Origin of the sequence: Gordonia sp. CPCC 205515 (assembly GCF_048537925.1) — a bacterium.
Classification (GTDB): domain Bacteria; phylum Actinomycetota; class Actinomycetes; order Mycobacteriales; family Mycobacteriaceae; genus Gordonia.
In genome coordinates, this window is sequence record NZ_JBCLVJ010000004.1 from 135,695 (window position 1) to 151,414 (window position 15,720).

Genomic DNA, 15,720 nt, shown 5'->3' on the forward strand with positions numbered 1-15,720 from the left:
TCGTGGTTGTAGGTGCGGGGGCCGACGGTCGACCCTTGCACTGGGCTCGGAGCTTGGTGCGGCTTTCGGGATCGTCTGACAGACAGCGAGATAGCCCGCGTGCTAGCGGTGCCATGACTCCTCGTGCTCGCGCGCCGCCGCCAGTGCTCTCTCCCGCCAGCCAGATTCCTTCATGTAGACGCCTTGCCGGTCCATCCACTCGCAACCGAGGCATGCCGAATGTGCGATCCATTGGACGGCGTCGAGAACAACCCCGGGATGCCGGACCGGCCACTGTGTGGGATCGGTGCCGTGGACGGCCTCGTAGTCGCGCCGTAATCCCTGACGCTGGTCCCACAGTCGGCGGGAGACGTTCATGCCCGAGGTCTCACGTTTCGATTTGTGCCATCCCGATCGTGGTGGGCCCGAGAACCGCTTGTCGTGATACGCGAGGTAACCCATGTCGTAGGCTGGCGTCGCGCGGGCGTGGTCGCTCTGAGGCGTGCGGTCGTCGGGCGATGCGGGGTCTGCCATTGTGTCCATCCGTGGTGAAGCCTCCGCGGGAGAGGCGCTCTTGTCGAAACCTGTTGGTATCGACCGCTTTCGTCATCCGAGCCACCCACGAGCGTGGGGTTGGCGCACCGTCCAGTCGGAGCTTGGCGACGATGTCTCGTGAAGCGTGGTCCAGGATACAAGGAGGCTCTGACAATTCCGGAGCATGATGACAGCGTCATCCTGCGAACCGCCCCGCATCGCCGCTGGCCGTGAATCCGGTTTTGGGTGAGCGAACATCGAAATTGCCGGCCCAAGATGTCAGACCGAGATGGTAGACATTGCACATCTGCTACCGGCGCCGACGCGCTACTCCGACGAGAAGGTAGCGCCGACGACATTGGGGTGCAAGGTTTCATGAGCGACAACAAAACGAATCAGGACTCTGGCGACGAGCCTGAGGTCGAGCCGTGGGATGCCGATCCGGTCGATCAGTTGCCCGCGGTCATCGTTCCCGGCCAGTTTGGTCTGACTCTCTGGGCGGTGCCGTACTGGACCGACGAGATGATGGCCTGGGATGTCGTGTTCACCTGGGCCGGCGGCCGCGAAGTCGAGTGGTACGAGGACATCAGCATGCGAACGGGCGGACTGTCGGTCATGTCCAGTGCACCCGTCTACGGGACTGCCTCGTGGGCGGACGGCCGGAATCTGGAGCTCACCTACAGCTCATCCGACCTCGGATTGGAGGGAGAGGACGTACTGCAAGGCGGTGCGCCCACCGTGAATGACCCAGATTCGGACGACATGATGAGTTCTCCGCAGGTCTGGGTGGACTTCGCGGAGACGATTGTAGGTTTCGTCCACGGCTTGATGTAGTACCAATCATGTTGTGGTGAAGAGCGACTCGCAAGCAGGGCACCTTCACGCCATCATTGCAGCCGGACTCAGAGGAACGCGACGCAATTATGCTGACTTATGGGAGATTCCCCATAAGTGGCCATAAGAAGCCAAAGATGGCACTAACTCCAGGTCGCAGAGTCCTTCATCCCCGCAGATCTGCCCGCCGGCGCCGACGCTCCCTCCGTCGACGCTGGCGCTCCGACCGCGGCCATTCGACAGCGTGACAGATCGGACAGCAGCACACACGGGTGCCGGTGTAGCGCAGTTCGCGATAACACTGCGTCGTACCGTAGGTGAATGCGCAGCCGTCAGCGATGGGCGGCAGGTCACAGGGGCCGCCAGTGTGATCGTGGACCTCGGACCATTCGAGGTCATGATGCGCGAGCTTGACCCAGAGGGGTTTCGTCTTGTCGGTGTGGGACATGGTGTCTCCAGCGGTATCTCGCTCCGGTGGCGAGTAGAACGACGTTACTACTGTTCGCCGCCACATGCACGCGATATTTGCGGTGGCCTCACCCCACCCGCCCGACCTCATCCAATCCGCGCCGAATCTTCTCCTCCACCTCGGCGGCAATCTCCCGATGCCGTTGCGCCGCTTCTTCATCCCCGATCAATTCGGCCAGCTCCGCGAGCACCACATCCATCGGCCCGAATGCCACACTGCCGGAGTTGAGTCCGGCGACCGTGCCGGAGAAGCCGACGAGCTCGGCGTAGAGTTCGCGGCCCTCCTCGACCAGCCCCAGCCGGGCCAGGCCGCGGGCGTGAAAGGCCTCCATCGCGGTCCAGTAGTAGTCGCGGATGGACGGCGGTTTCAGTTCGGCGATGACGTGGGCCTCGGTGACGCGTCCGGCGTCGAGCAGTCCGTTGACGTAGACCCACCCGACCCGGGCCGGCACCCGCCGGTAGAGCTCCAGCAGTTCGTCGATGATGTGCGCAAACGACCCCCGGTACCACGACACGACGAACTCGCCGATCAGGCCGATGTCGGCCCCGTTGGGCAGTCCGGCGGCGCGCAGGTTGGCGGCCACCGTGTCATAGATGGCCGACGCCGTATCCAGGTTTCCCCGAAGGGCTTCCAGCACGGCGGTGAACGTGGACAGCACCACCACCAGCTCGCCGACCCGGCCGCTGCTGGCCTTCTGTAGTCCCCGGCTCATCTCGGCCGCCGCACCGGGTAGATCGGTTTCCGCGAGACGTGCCTGGAACAGTCCCCAGTGGGCGGCCGCCTGGTAGGGGAGACTCTCCAATTCTTCAGCGGCGCTGAGTGACTCGGCGGCAATCCGCGGAAGCTCGAACCGCATGTCCGGGCCGAGCGAGGTGAACACCCGGGCGTTGAGAGCCGCGCACAGCAACTCCTGGTCGCCGATCCCGCGTGCCAGCTCGACGGCTTCGGCCGAGTAGGCGACCGCACGATCCTGGTCGTTGCCCTCGAATTCCAGCGTCGCGGTGACCAGAAGTCGAGCCCGGTCAATTCCTGTTGTGGTGGGCAGCATGTCGAGGACCACCGGAGCCATCACCGGGTCGGCGCCACCCTGCGGGCGGGTCGTCCAGACGTGCGGGGTGCGCCAGCAGGTCAGGACGTTAAGGATGACGTCGTGGTCGCCGAGTGCCCTGGCCAACGTGAGAGCCTCATTGCGTTGTGTGCGCGCCTCGTTGACATCGCCCTTGTAGGCCAGCGCGGTGACGAGATTGCGCATCGCATCGATGAGTGCGATGCGGTCGGCGGTCGCAGCGCCGACGTGATCGTGGCCGGCCATCCGATGCAGGTCGACACTGGCCTGCCACAGCGACGCCGAGTCGGCCTTGAGTTCGGTGGCGAAGCGTTGGCGGGCGACCGGTTCCACCACTCCCAGGGCCTCGACCGCGGTGGAGGTCGACGCGCCGAGTGCCGCATGGTGGGCCAGCTCGTCCGCATTGTGGTGCGGGCGTGCACGCAGGATCTGCAAAGTCTGCCAATGCATCCGGCGTCGTCGTAGTGCCGGGATGGCGTCATACACCGCGTCGCGCACCAGCACGTGATTGAACCGGATGCGGTCCGCGGTCGCGGTGAGCAGACCCGCGACACTCGCGGAGTCCACCGCATCGAGCACGACGTCCTCGACGTCGGTGGCATCGTCGCCCGATGACGACCACAGCGCCACCACGGTGTCGATCTCGATCTCCCGTCCACCCACCGCAGCCAGCCGCAGCATTCTCGCGGTGTCCGGGGGTAGCCGATCGATTCTGTGCAGCAACACATCCCGTACCCCGGTCGGCACGGTGCTGGTCGCCGCCCGGGGCCCTTGGGACGCGACGAGTTTGGCCAGTTCACGCACGAACAGCGGGTTGCCATCGGTGCGGGTGCGCAGCAGGTCATGGGTGTCGGCGGTCAGCGGCCACAACCCGACCGAGCGGGCGATGTCCTCGATTCCGGCGTCGGACAGTCCTTGCAGGGCAATCAGATCGACGGTGACGGTGACCAGTGAGGCGGCGGTGGCGAGCAGTTCGTTGGCGGCCTCGGACGGCCGGTAGGTCGCGACCACCAGCACCGGCCGACGCGCCATCCACGTGACCACTTGACGCAGCACCTGCAGGGTGGCGCTGTCGGCGCGGTGCGCGTCGTCGAGAATCAGCAGCAACGGCTGTCCGGGAACGGCTTCCACGGCGGCGACCACCCCGCGTGCCAGCTGGAACGGGTCGTCGGCGTCCTGGGCGGCGCCGAGGCCGTCGAGGATCTCACGCCACGCCCACGCCGCGGGTGCACCGTCAACCTCGGGGCAGTGTCCGAGTGCCGTGCGCCATCCCTCGACGCCGAGCCGATCGGCGAAAGTCTGGGCGAGCGTGGACTTTCCACCGCCGGCTTCCGCGGTGACCCACACGATGCGCAGGCCCGTAGCAGCGGCGGTCCGCGCATGTTCGGTGAGCTTCTCGAGTTCGCTCTCGCGTCCGGCGGGCGGGGTGTGCACCGCAATGTCCGGTGACGGCTGGGGGACGATGTCCTCGGGTGCGGTGGATGCCGTGGCGACGGGCGGTGGTGTATTCGGCCGGAGGAGCGCCGGATCATGGTGCAGGATGGCCTGTTCGAGCTGCCCGATGGCAGGCCCGGGGTCGACGCCGAGTTCGTCGGCGAGGTAGGTGCGCAGGGTGCGTAGGGTGTCCATCGCGTCGGCCTGCCGGCCGAGTTGATACTGCGCGAGGGCGAGGAGGCGGAAGAGTTCTTCGCGGGTCGGGTGGTCGGCGCACAGCGCGGGCAGGGTGGTGGCCACCTCGTCGGGCCGGCCGAGGTCGAGGGCGGCGGCTGCGCGTTGCTCGACGGCGGTCACCCGGAGCGCGTCGAGGCGGGTGACCTCGGGGACCGCCCACGGTTCGGTCGCGTGCTGGCCGTACGGTTCGCCAGACCAGAGGTCGAGGGCGGCGGTGAGGTGTCGATCTCGGGTGGCCGGATCGGTGCCGGGGTCGGCGAGGAGGTCGATGAACTCCCAGACGTCGACGCGGTCGCGCGGTAGCCGCAGCGCGTACCCCGGTGGTTCGCTCACCAGGATGCGGGCCGGTGCCCGCGGTGGGCGGTCGGGTTCGAGGATGCGCCGCAGGTTGGAGATGTAGGCCTGTAGGCTGGTCAGCGCTTTCGGTGGGGGTTCGCCGCTCCACAGATCGTCGATGAGCCGGTCCGTGGAGACGACCTGCCCGCCGGCGACAACGAGCCGCGCGATCAGCGCCCGCTGGCTTCGGGCACCGAGTTCGGTTGGCTGGGAATCCATCTCGAGGTGCAGTGGGCCCAGCATCGACAGGCGGATCGCTTGGGTGGGCGCGGCGTCGCCGGTGTTCTGCGGCATCGTCTCACGCTCCTCCGGCCGATCATGATTTGCCGAGCGTATCGCGCGTGTTGGGTTTGAGGAGGTCGAACTACGACCGCGTGTTCGGAGAACAGAACCTCCGTGGGCTCATTCTGTGGTGGCCGGTAGTGATCGGCAATCGGTCAGATCGATCACCTTCTGCGCCGAGCGGTCCGGCAGACGCATTATTGACCAGAGTGTCGTCGTTCGATGATGCAGGCACGAGTCGGAATGTTCGGGCTGCTCGTTATCCGTATATCTGCGACACATCGTCTATCTGGGGATGCAGTAAAGTCGCCCATCGCTTGGTATCGAGTCCGAAAGTTGAGCCTTCCTATGTCGTATTCGCAGTACCCGCCACCGCAGCGCAAACCGGACACTCCGACGTGGGTGTGGCTGGTCGTAGCGTTTGCCGTCATTATCGCGGTCCTGATTTTCTTTGGCGGCTGCATGGCGGTCCTGTCGTCAAACGCAGACTCCACGAACGCCAACTCCTCACTGGCAACGTCTACAGCAATGCGACCGCCGGAGGCCAGTGCTGTAACTCCTTCACGATCGACACAGCCGACAGGCCAAATGAATACTCCTATCGCTGACGGAGCGTCGGCGACGTTCTTGGTGAGCGCTGTGGAAACTGGAGTACCGTCAGTTGGCGACTTCTTGACTGATAAAGCGCAAGGTGCGTACACAATTGTCACCGTGGCGGTCACCAACACTTCCGACAACGCAATTGATTTTGACGCCCATCAACAATTCATTCGTGACGCTAATAATCGCGCGTTCCAAGTTGATACCTCGGCAACGTCGCTGGCCAGCGACGATAACGCCGGGGCGTACAACGCTATAAACCCAGGTAACTCAGTGACGGTTCGACTTGCCTTCGACATGCCTGTCGGAGTTGATCCGGCGACAATTTCGCTACGCGCGTCAGGTGGACGTCCGGTACAGGTCGCTCTCGGATAAGTCACCGACAGGTAACGAACTCCAAAGAGTTGGTAACGTAAGTTCAGCAAATTGCTATGAATCTTCGGAGGCCAAGAGAGTTTCTGCGCGTATGACGCGCGCTTGGTCATGTGCAAATTGATTTGCGAAGCAAAGGAAGTCGAGCGAATGACCGATCCGAACAACCCGGGTGATCAGCCGAACTACGGACAGCAGCCCCCGAATTACGGACAACAGCCCTACCAAGGACAGCCCGGTCAGGCCTATCCCGGCTACCCCCCTGCCCAGCCGCCGAAGAAGCGCAAGAAGTGGCCCTGGGTCCTACTCGCCTTGGTCGTCGTGTTCCTCGCCATCGTCGGCGGATGTGTGGCACTCGTGGGTGGCGCGATCAACTCAGTGGACGAAGAATCCAAAAAGACTGTGTCAGTTACGTACGAAATCACCGGCGACGGCCCTACCGGATCGGCAACGTACACTGCCGGCAACGGCGATACCTCGCAAGACACGGATGTCCAAATCCCGTGGAAGAAAGAAGTTCAGATCACGGGCCTTGGCAAGTATGTGTCGCTGCTGGCGAGTAACGGCATCGACGGCAGTGGTTCGATTAAGTGCGTCATCCGACAAGGCGATAAAGTGATCTCCGAGAATACGGCGTCCGGGCCGGGCGCCAACGCGAGCTGCTCTGGCACTGCGGAGTGACAACCGCTCAATGATCGCTGAGAGGCCGGCGTCTTGCTCCACCCTGCGAGTGGAGCAAGACGTCGTCTCCTCGACCTTTTGACTCAGGGCTGCCTCAGTGGGTCCGCTCACGTCTCTTGCAAACGCGTGAACGACGAGCGGGACGGATGCATTGCAGCTGTCAGTTCTTGATTTTTCCCCGCACTCAAGCCGAGTTCAATTACATCTCGTCGTGGCAGAGAGGTAATCTTCGCAACCACATCCACCAACTGATCGAACGTCCGACACACCGTGGACGCCCCGGTCGGTGAACTGACCGTCCAGCCCGAGGGAATTGCCCGGATCGTGTGCCGGGAGAGGACCGTCGACAGCCGGCGCGCCACCGCCGACCGTCGACGAGGGCCGCTGACCTGCTCCGCAGCCCAATCCTGCGGTGCGCCAGAGCATCCCCCACACATCAGGGCATCACATCGCCCGAGTTTGGTCCCAGCACCTGTCCGACAAACAGATTCCCACCCGGATCGGACGCCAAGAGCACCGCGGTCGGCGCGATCTCCTCGGCGGTCCCGAACCGGCCGAGCGGCAGCTCGGCGCGCTTCGCACGCTTCCAGTCGTCGTCGATACCGGCCACCATCGGGGTGTCGATCGGCCCCGGCGCGATGGCGTTGACCAAGACTCCCTGCGACGCTGTCTCCAGCGCAATGGATTTCGTCATCGCGATGACCCCGGCCTTCGCCGCGGCATAGTGCGCCAACGACACTCCGCCCTTGATTCCCAGTTGGGACGCGACGTTGATGATGCGTCCGCGGCCTTGCGCCAGCATCGGCCGCAAGGCGGCACGGTTCAGCAGGAAGACGCTCGTGAGGTCGATGTCGATCGTCTCCCGCCACTGACTGATCGGCATCTCGACGGCTGGTGACTGAGTCAGGATGCCGTGGGAGCAGACGAGTACGTCGAGGCCGCCGTCGTCGGTCACCAGTCGGTCGATCAGGCCGTTGACGCCGTCTTCGGCGGTGGCATCGAGAACTTCACCACGAGTGGCGCCCACCTCGGTGGCCACATCGACCACGCGGGGATCGCGGTCGACGATCGTGACGTCGGCGCCTTCCGCGACGAACGCCGAGGCGATTGCTCGGCCGATGCCGGATGCGCCGCCACTGATCAGCGCGCGTTGACCTTTGAGAATGTCAGACATTGCAGAGTCCTTTCGCTCAGTCGCGCATCGCGACGGTCAGCGCACCGTCGACGACGATCGCCTGGCCGCTGACGTAGGAGGCCTGGGGACTGGACAGGAATGCGATCACCTCGGCGACCTCGCGGGGATGCCCGACGCGTCCCCACGGGATGTAGCTGCCGGCGCGGTCGAGACCCTCGGGTCCGAGCGAGTTCTTCGCATCACTGGACTGCGGTGTCCGGATGAGTCCGGGGATGATGGCGTTGGCGCGGATGCCGCGCGGTCCGTATTCCACCGCCAGACTGCGCACCAGCCCGATGACCCCCGCCTTCGCGGTGGCGTAATGTGCATGGTTCTGCCATCCGTACACGCCACCGGCGATCGACGAGATCGCGGTGACCGAACCACCATCACCCATGTGCCGCAGGCCCGCTCGCGCCGTCCGCATCACACCGTGCAGATCGACGTCGATCATGTCGTGCCACTGCTCATCGGCGAGACCGTCGAAGCTCGACTCACGCAGGATGCCCGCGTTGGCGACGGCGATGTCCAGACGCTGCCACGACGACACCAGGGTCTCGGCGAATGAGTCGACCGACTCGGTGGAGCGGACATCCACCTCCACGATCTGGCCTTCGCCGCCGGCATCGTGGACGTCACGCAGCGTGGTCTCCGGGTCGTGCGGGTCGCCGGGGAAGGTGCCGATCCCGACGCGAATACCTCGCTCGGCGAAGCACACTGCGGTCGCTGCGCCGATCCCGGAGGCGGCGCCGGTGATCATCGCGACGGGCTGCTCGCTCATGACTGTGCTCCGGTGTCGGTGGCACGCAGCGGTGCGGCAGCGGGCTGCAGGTTGTCGGTGGGGGTGTCGTCGGAGACCTTGTGCGCGCCGAGAACGACGACGGCCGAGGCGATCGCACCCAACGCGCCGACCCACAAGGCTGCGGTCGAGTAGCCGATGGACGCGGCGGTGAGGCCGGTGAGGATGAAGCCGGAGATGATGGCACCCGGCTGCGACATCGCGCCGATGAACGCACTACCCGTTGCGCGGCAATCGGTGTCGAAGCACTCGGCCTGGAAGAACATGATCGCGGCGTACGGTCCGAGCAGGAAGAACAGCCCCATCATGTAGGTGACGAGCACGAACAGCTGGCTCGACGGTCCGAGGAGCATGGCGCCGAAGAACAGACCGGACAGCGTCCATCCGACAGCGATGGTGTTGCGGCGACCGAAGCGGTCACCGGCCCAGCCGTGTGCCAGGTAGCCGGCGACAGCGACGAGGTTCGAGAGCACGACGAGGATCAGCGTGCTCGACGCGTCGATGCCTTTGCCCTCTCCAGCACGGTGGTGCCGAGCACCGAGAAGGTCTGGATGGCAAACCAATTCAGCAGCCATGCCACCGACAGGACGACCGTGTTGCGCAGGTGCTTACCGGCGAAGATCCGCTTGAACGGTGCCGAGGTCTGCTCAACAGTAGCCGTCGCCGCGGCCAGCTCGTCGGCCGCGGTGTGCTTGCCGGCGGCACGCAGCTTCTTGATGGCGTCGTGCGCCTCGAACTGCGGGCTTTCCTTCAGGGTGCGGCAAACCAGTGCGACGATGACCGCGGGGATGGTGGCGAGGAGGAAGGCGATGCGCCACGCGTCGGCACCGAAGATGGCGGTGACCACGGCCACGAATCCGGCAGCGAGGAGAGCGCCTGCAGGCCAACCGGTTTGGACCATCGAGTAGACGAAGCCGCGACGCTTCTTGATCTTCTCGTCCTCGGTGAGCTCGTAGAGTTCGTTGAGGTAGGTGGCGTTGACCGACTGCTCGGCCAGCCCGAGGCCACTGATCGAGCGGACGCCGATCAGCGAGCCCGCACCGAAGGTGGCCGCGGTGGCCGCCGACGACGCGGCGGTGCCGGCGACCGAGATGATCATGCCCTTGCGGCGACCGAGCTTTGTCGACCATCGGTCCGACGAGCAGGACGACGATGGCGGTGCCGACGCTGACCAGCGTCGAGACCAGTAGGGCGTGGCTGGTAGTCCAGCCGAACGACTCTTCGATGCGCGGCAGTAGGGTGCCGAACAGAATGAAGTCGTAGACGGCGATGGTCCACGCGAAGAACGCGATGCCCGAGGCGCGGCGGGTTTCCTTGCCGGTGACCCGCCGAAGTCCCGGTGCCCGGGAGGTGTGCGATTGAGACATGAGAAGTGCTCTCTTGTTAGGCAATTCGGATGGGGTGCCGGCGCGTCATCGGGTCGGCGGTGGTGACGTCGGGTGACGTCAGGTCGGTTAGGTGCGCGGTGAACGCTTCTTGAAGTCCTCGGCGATGGTGTTGAAGTTCGCCCAGGTGACGCCGTCGTGGGAGTTGATGTGCTCGATGAGGCGTTCCAGCATCAGCAGCACCTGCGGGCGTCCGGAGACGTCGGGGTGGATGGTGAAGGTGAAGACGGCGTAGTCGCTTTCGCGGTAGACCCAGTCGAACTGGTCGCGCCACATCTCCTCGATGTGCCGCGGGTTGACGAAGCCGTGGCTGTTGGGGCTGCCCTTGATGAACATCATCGGGGGCAGGTCGTCGAGGTACCAGCTGGCCGGGATCTCGACCAGGTCGGTTTCTTCGCCGCGGACAAGGGGTTTCATCCATTCGGCGGCCGGCTTGTCGTAGTCGATGGGTGTCCATGAGTCGCCGACCCGCACATAGTAGGGCTCGAAGTCGCGGTGCATCAGCGAGTGGTCGTAGGTGATGCCACGTTCGACGAGCAGCTCGTTGGTGACCTTGCTGAACTCCCACCACGGGGCGACGTAGCCGGTGGGGCGGGTGCCGGTGCGGGTGCTGATGAGGTCGATGCAGTGGTCGAGGATTTCCGACTCCTGCTCGCGGGTCATCGCGATCGGATTCTCGTGGCTGTAGCCGTGCAGGCCGATCTCGTGACCGGAGGCCACGACGGTCTCGAACTGCTCGGGGAAGGTTTCCACCGAGTGGCCGGGCCAGAACCAGGTTGCTGGCAGGTCGTATTTGGCGAGCAGGTTGTTCAGGCGCGGCACGCCGACCTCACCGGCGAAGACGCCGCGTGAGATGTCGCCGGGGGAGTTTTCTCCGCCGTACGAGCCGAGCCATCCGCCGACCGCGTCGACGTCGATGCCGAAGGCCACGAAGATTTCTTTTGCCATGATTCAGTCCTCCTTGTTGTTTGCGTAGGTGTCGACCATCGAGGTGACCGACTCCGACCCGTTTTGGTGGTGAGATAGCCAGAGAGCCAATAGGATTCGTAGTTGTGTTGCCGGCAATCCGGAGGCCGCCGGCACTCCCGCTGCGATCAGGTCCGCGCCACCGCCATTGCCGTAGACGCCGGCGACGGGTCCTTCGGGGACGCGGGTGGAGAGCACTGCGGCGACGCCGTTGGCGGTGAGGTTCTCCACGGTTTCGACGACGGTCGGATTCGCGTTGCCGATTCCGGTGCCCGCGATGACCACCCCCGTTGCACCGGCGTCGACGGCAGCGCGGATGAGTGCGTCGTCGGCGCCGGGATACATCTCGACCAGGTCGACCCGGGTGTGGTCGAAGTCGGCGGTCGGGCGCGGCAGCGGCTTGGGCCGGCGGGGGAACGCGGTGACTGTGATGGCGGTGTCGGTGACGTCGCCGATGCTGCTTCCGGTGGTGCACCGGAATGCGTCGAGGGCCGTGGTGTGCATCTTGCGGGTGCCGCGGGCGGGCAGGATGCGTCCGGCGAACACGATCAGGACACCGAGATCGCGGGCGTCGGGTGCGGCAGCCACGCGGACCGCTTCGGCGAGATTGCGGGGTCCGTCGCCGTCGAGGGCATCGCTGGCCCGCTGGGCGCCGGTGAGGATGACCGGACGCGGATCATCGTGGACGAGGTCGAGCATGATCGCGGTCTCTTCCATGGTGTCCGTGCCGTGGGTGATCACGATGCCGTCGACCGGGTCCTCGGTGCGGGCCAGCAGCTCGGCCACCGCATCGCTGACGACCCGCAAGTGATGCAGCGTCATCCGGTAGGAACCGACCGTCATCAGATCGATGGTCTCGACCTCGACGCCGGACACTCCGGCGGCATCCAACAGGCTCGCGGCCGTGCGGGTGGCGAGCACGCCGGAGTCGGTGGCCGTGGAGGCGATGGTTCCGCCGGTGGCGATGACGGCGATCCGGGTCATCGGAACGCCTTGAGCAGCAGAAATTCATCGCACCGGATAGGCGGGAATGCGGGGTGGGGGTTGAACATGTTCTGAGTAAACCACTACACAAACGTTTGTGGCAATCGTTTGTGTAACTTTGCTCAAACGTTTGTGTAAACCGTCATGTAACACGTGGGCTCTTGTAGTCTGGTGGCGAACTGTGAGGGAGGAGGTCGGGTGACCGCGACACGAGGGCCGCTGACGCTGCGCATGATCGCGACTGAGCTCGGGGTGAGTCCGTCGACGGTGTCTCGGGTCCTCAATACCCCGGGTGACGCCGCCTTGCGGTGGGGATCGTCGGAGACGGTGGCGCGCATCCGGGCATTCGCGGAGGAGAACGGCTACTCGCCCAACCCTCAGGCCTCGAGCCTGCGGACGCGCAAGTCCGGACTGATCGGGGTGCTGGTCCCTCGCCTCCAGGACTACGTGCTGGCAACGATCTACGAGGGAATCGAAGAGGCCGCCTCGGAATCGGGCCTGTCGACGTTTGTCACCAACTCCCTCGACTCCGACGAGAACCAACGCGCCCGGACACGCATGATGATGGATCGGCGCGTGGACGGGATGATCTTCGGTGACGCCCACCTCGACCACGTCTTCCTTGACGAGATGCACGCGCAGGGACTGCAATTCGTGCTCGCGTCGAGAACGGCCGGCGACTATCCATCAGCCACCGTCGACGACGTGAAGGGCGGACGCCTGGTCGGGCAGCACCTCGCCGACATCGGGCGACGCGACGTGGCGGTATTGGCGGGACTCGAGTTCGCCTCCACCGCCCGCGACCGCACCCGTGGACTGGTTGAGGCGTTGGCAGAGAACGGGATTGAAGTCCCACGTCAGCGGATCGTGTATACCGGCTTCGACCCAGCCGGCGGGCGCGCGGCAATCGAGCAGATCCTTGCCTCGGGTCCAGTCCCTGACGCGATCTTCGCGACGAACGACTTCGCCGCGCTGGGCGCCTTCGGTGTGCTGCGGGACAAGGGAATTCGGGTACCCGACGACGTTGCCGTCGTTGGCTACAACGACACCCCGCTCGCCGAGGGCGGGGCGGTGCCGCTCACCACGATTCGTTCGCCCATGCATGAGATGGGGCGGCAGTCGGTGCGGCTACTGCTTGAGGTGCTGGGTGGGAAGACGCCGGAGTCGGTGCTGTTGGAGCCGGAGTTGATCGTTCGGCGGAGTACTGCGGTTGCCCTCAGTAACTGAGTTCTTCCACCACCCTCCCCATCGCCGGTGACATCCGATCCGCTCGCCACGCCAACGCAATTCGCAGTTGAGTGGTGTCGTCCGCGATCGGTCGATAAACGACGCCGTCGACGGTGATGTGTGTCGTCGCCGCGACCACGACCGCCACCCCGATGCCCACGCCGACCAGCGCGAGCAGGCTGTAGGGATCGGGTGCCTCACGGGCGATGCGGGGGACGAAACCCGCTGCCGCGCAGACGGTGAACGCGGCGTCCCGGACCTTCGATCCGTGCGCGGACGGGTAGGCGACGAACAGTTCGTCGGCCAGGTCGGCGACCGAGATCTGCTCGCGTTCGGCAAGGCGATGTGACGCGGGCAGCGCCACGATCAGTGACTCTGTCCGCACCGTCGCCGTCGACAACTTCGACGACACGGGCAGCGCCACAATGCCCATGTCGATCGCGCCGTCGTCGAGCAACTCCACCACTTCGCCGGAATACGTCTGCGGCCGCAGATCCAACTGGATGCCGGGGTGTCGTTCGGCCATCTGCCGGGTCAGCGCGGACAGCGCCACGTAGCCACTCGCACCTCCAAAGCCGATGCGCACCACACCGCTTTCGCCGGCAGCCGCGGCCCGGGTCACCGTGCGCGCGATCTCGGTTTGCGCGTCGATGATGCGTGTCGGGCCGAGCAGCGCCTGCCCGGCCGCCGACAGCTGCACCGACCGGGTGGTGCGGACGAACAGTTCGGCGCCGAGTTCCTTCTCGAGCGCGCGGATCATCTGGCTCAGCGGTGACTGCGCGATGTGCAGTTTTGCGGCCGCACGACCGAAGTGGAGTTCGTCCGCGACCGCGAGAAACGCTCGCAGTTGTCGTATCTCCACAGGCCACCCGCCTTTATATCTGTGTCCGCACATAGTCATGCGGGATTAGGTCTTGGACTTTACAAGGTCGCGGCCACAGAGTGGTAGAGGTCTCAGCACACCGACGCCGCCCCGCGCGTCACACGAGAGGAGGACAGGGTGACCCCCGAACCGACACCGAGCCTGTCCGACACCCCGGATCAGCCCCGGCACGACGTCCGCCAAGCCCGACGTGCCGGCATCACCGCATTCGTCGGCACCACCATCGAGTGGTTCGACTTCTACATCTACGGCACCGCTTCGGCCCTCGTCTTGGGTCGACTATTCTTCCCCGACGCCTCCCCGGCCGTCGGAACGCTCGCCGCGTTTGCCACCTTCGCGATCGGGTTCATCGCCCGCCCGCTCGGCGGCATCATCTTCGGCCACTTTGGCGACAAGTTCGGCCGCAAGAACGCGGTCATCATCACCCTCGCCCTCATGGGGATCGGCACGGTCGGCGTCGGTCTGCTGCCCACCTACGCCACTATCGGCATCTGGGCGCCAATCCTGCTGGTGCTGTTGCGGGTCCTGCAGGGCGTGGCGATGGGCGGCGAATGGGGTGGCGCGGTTCTCATCGCCACCGAATTCGCGCCCGAGAACAAGAAGGTCCTCTACGGCGCCTTCGCCCAGCAAGGCTCACCGGTCGGCAATCTGCTGGCCACACTGGCCTTCCTGGGACTCTCGGTGCTGTCGGACTCCGTCTTCGACACCTGGGGCTGGCGCATCCCGTTCCTCGGCTCCGCGCTTCTGATCATCGTCGCGCTCTACATCCGCATCACGATCTCCGAAACCCCGGAAATGCGGGAGGCCGTCGCCAAACAGGAGAAGAACCGCATCCCGCTCGTCGAGGTACTGCGCGAACACTGGGTGAAGGTCCTGCTCGGCATCGGCGCAGTCGTTGCGGGCGTTGCCATCACCTACATCAAGACCACGTTCGCGCTCTCCTGGGCCACCACCGACCTCGGATTCGGCCGCAGCGAGTTCCTGATGGTGGTGACCATCGCTCTTGTGGTGCAGGTTCTGGTGCAACCGTTCGGCGCGGTGCTGGCCAGCCGGATGGATCAACGACGCGCCGTCCTGATCATGCTGCTACCCGAACTCGTGCTGCTCCCCTTGATGTTCCTGCTGATCAAGACCGGCTCACTCACCCTGGCCATCATCGGCATGGCACTGGCCACCGCTCCGCACGCGATGTACTACTCGGCGCTGGCCGGCATTCTCGCCCAACGCTTCCCGACTCACATCCGCTACACCGGCATCTCGATCTCCTATCAGGTGTCGACGGCGCTCTTCGCCGGGACCGCCCCGATGGTCAGCCAGTTCCTGCTCAACCGCACTGGTGCGATCTGGCCGGTCATCGGACTGGGCCTCGGCTACGTCATCCTCTCGCTGGTCTGCATGCGAGCCCTGCTGCGGCCGAGCAGCGCAGCTCCCTCGGCCGTGGAACCCGACCGCGCTTCGGCTACCGCGTGATCCGCGAC

Annotated in this window: 14 protein-coding genes and 1 riboswitch; of the genes, 5 read left to right on the forward strand and 9 right to left on the reverse strand. The window is 65.2% G+C overall.

The window, feature by feature from the left end:
- Window positions 1–102: 102 nt before the first annotated feature.
- Window positions 103–513, reverse strand: coding sequence for a hypothetical protein (locus AAFP30_RS05830; RefSeq protein WP_419228925.1), 411 nt, complete (start codon window positions 511–513; stop codon window positions 103–105).
- 31 nt (window positions 514–544) lie between these two features.
- Window positions 545–657: riboswitch (SAM riboswitch) on the reverse strand.
- Between the two features lie 231 nt (window positions 658–888).
- Between AAFP30_RS05830 and AAFP30_RS05835 the strand changes: the two genes are divergently transcribed.
- The gene (locus tag AAFP30_RS05835; RefSeq protein ID WP_419228926.1) at window positions 889–1,347 is read left to right on the forward strand and encodes a hypothetical protein; all 459 of its coding nucleotides are present in this window, start codon (window positions 889–891) and stop codon (window positions 1,345–1,347) included.
- A 536-nt stretch (window positions 1,348–1,883) separates the two neighbouring features.
- On the opposite strand, the gene AAFP30_RS05840 is transcribed toward AAFP30_RS05835, so the two are convergent.
- On the reverse strand, window positions 1,884–5,183 hold the full coding sequence (locus AAFP30_RS05840) for a BTAD domain-containing putative transcriptional regulator (RefSeq protein WP_419228927.1): 3,300 nt from the start codon (window positions 5,181–5,183) through the stop codon (window positions 1,884–1,886).
- Between the two features lie 576 nt (window positions 5,184–5,759).
- Here AAFP30_RS05840 and AAFP30_RS05845 point away from each other — a divergent pair.
- Window positions 5,760–6,146 carry a DUF4352 domain-containing protein gene (locus tag AAFP30_RS05845; protein WP_419229211.1) on the forward strand — a complete coding sequence of 129 codons (387 nt, stop codon included), beginning with the start codon at window positions 5,760–5,762 and terminating at the stop codon, window positions 6,144–6,146.
- Window positions 6,147–6,293: 147 nt separating this feature from the next.
- The gene (locus AAFP30_RS05850) at window positions 6,294–6,824 is read left to right on the forward strand and encodes a hypothetical protein (RefSeq protein ID WP_419228928.1); all 531 of its coding nucleotides are present in this window, start codon (window positions 6,294–6,296) and stop codon (window positions 6,822–6,824) included.
- Between the two features lie 436 nt (window positions 6,825–7,260).
- Here AAFP30_RS05850 and AAFP30_RS05855 read toward each other — a convergent pair whose 3' ends face one another.
- The 6 genes from AAFP30_RS05855 to AAFP30_RS05880 form a co-directional block, all read right to left on the reverse strand.
- Window positions 7,261–7,998: an SDR family NAD(P)-dependent oxidoreductase gene (locus tag AAFP30_RS05855; protein ID WP_419228929.1), complete on the reverse strand. Its 738-nt coding sequence runs from the start codon at window positions 7,996–7,998 to the stop codon at window positions 7,261–7,263.
- A 16-nt stretch (window positions 7,999–8,014) separates the two neighbouring features.
- Window positions 8,015–8,779 (reverse strand): SDR family NAD(P)-dependent oxidoreductase, encoded by a 765-nt coding sequence (locus AAFP30_RS05860; RefSeq protein ID WP_419228930.1) that lies wholly within the window; start codon window positions 8,777–8,779, stop codon window positions 8,015–8,017.
- Window positions 8,776–9,270, reverse strand: a complete 495-nt coding sequence (locus AAFP30_RS05865) for an MFS transporter (protein WP_419228931.1) — start codon at window positions 9,268–9,270, stop codon at window positions 8,776–8,778. The genes AAFP30_RS05860 and AAFP30_RS05865 overlap by 4 nt, the downstream gene beginning before the upstream one ends.
- An 8-nt stretch (window positions 9,271–9,278) precedes the next feature.
- Entirely contained in the window at window positions 9,279–9,896 is a 618-nt protein-coding gene (locus AAFP30_RS05870; protein ID WP_419228932.1) for an MFS transporter, read from the reverse strand.
- Window positions 9,897–10,251: 355 nt separating this feature from the next.
- Window positions 10,252–11,130, reverse strand: coding sequence for a polysaccharide deacetylase family protein (locus AAFP30_RS05875; protein ID WP_419228933.1), 879 nt, complete (start codon window positions 11,128–11,130; stop codon window positions 10,252–10,254).
- Window positions 11,131–11,133: 3 nt separating this feature from the next.
- Window positions 11,134–12,132: an asparaginase gene (locus tag AAFP30_RS05880; RefSeq protein WP_419228934.1), complete on the reverse strand. Its 999-nt coding sequence runs from the start codon at window positions 12,130–12,132 to the stop codon at window positions 11,134–11,136.
- A gap of 198 nt (window positions 12,133–12,330) precedes the next feature.
- Here AAFP30_RS05880 and AAFP30_RS05885 point away from each other — a divergent pair, with 198 nt between their 5' ends.
- Complete coding sequence (locus AAFP30_RS05885) at window positions 12,331–13,359, forward strand: LacI family DNA-binding transcriptional regulator (RefSeq protein ID WP_419228935.1); 1,029 nt, start codon at window positions 12,331–12,333, stop codon at window positions 13,357–13,359.
- On the opposite strand, the gene AAFP30_RS05890 is transcribed toward AAFP30_RS05885, so the two are convergent.
- A complete protein-coding gene (locus tag AAFP30_RS05890; protein WP_419228936.1) occupies window positions 13,349–14,221 on the reverse strand; it encodes a LysR family transcriptional regulator in 873 nt (290 codons plus the stop codon). The genes AAFP30_RS05885 and AAFP30_RS05890 overlap by 11 nt on opposite strands.
- Window positions 14,222–14,359: 138 nt before the next feature.
- Here AAFP30_RS05890 and AAFP30_RS05895 point away from each other — a divergent pair, with 138 nt between their 5' ends.
- Entirely contained in the window at window positions 14,360–15,712 is a 1,353-nt protein-coding gene (locus tag AAFP30_RS05895; protein ID WP_419228937.1) for an MFS transporter, read from the forward strand.
- Window positions 15,713–15,720 lie beyond the last annotated feature (8 nt).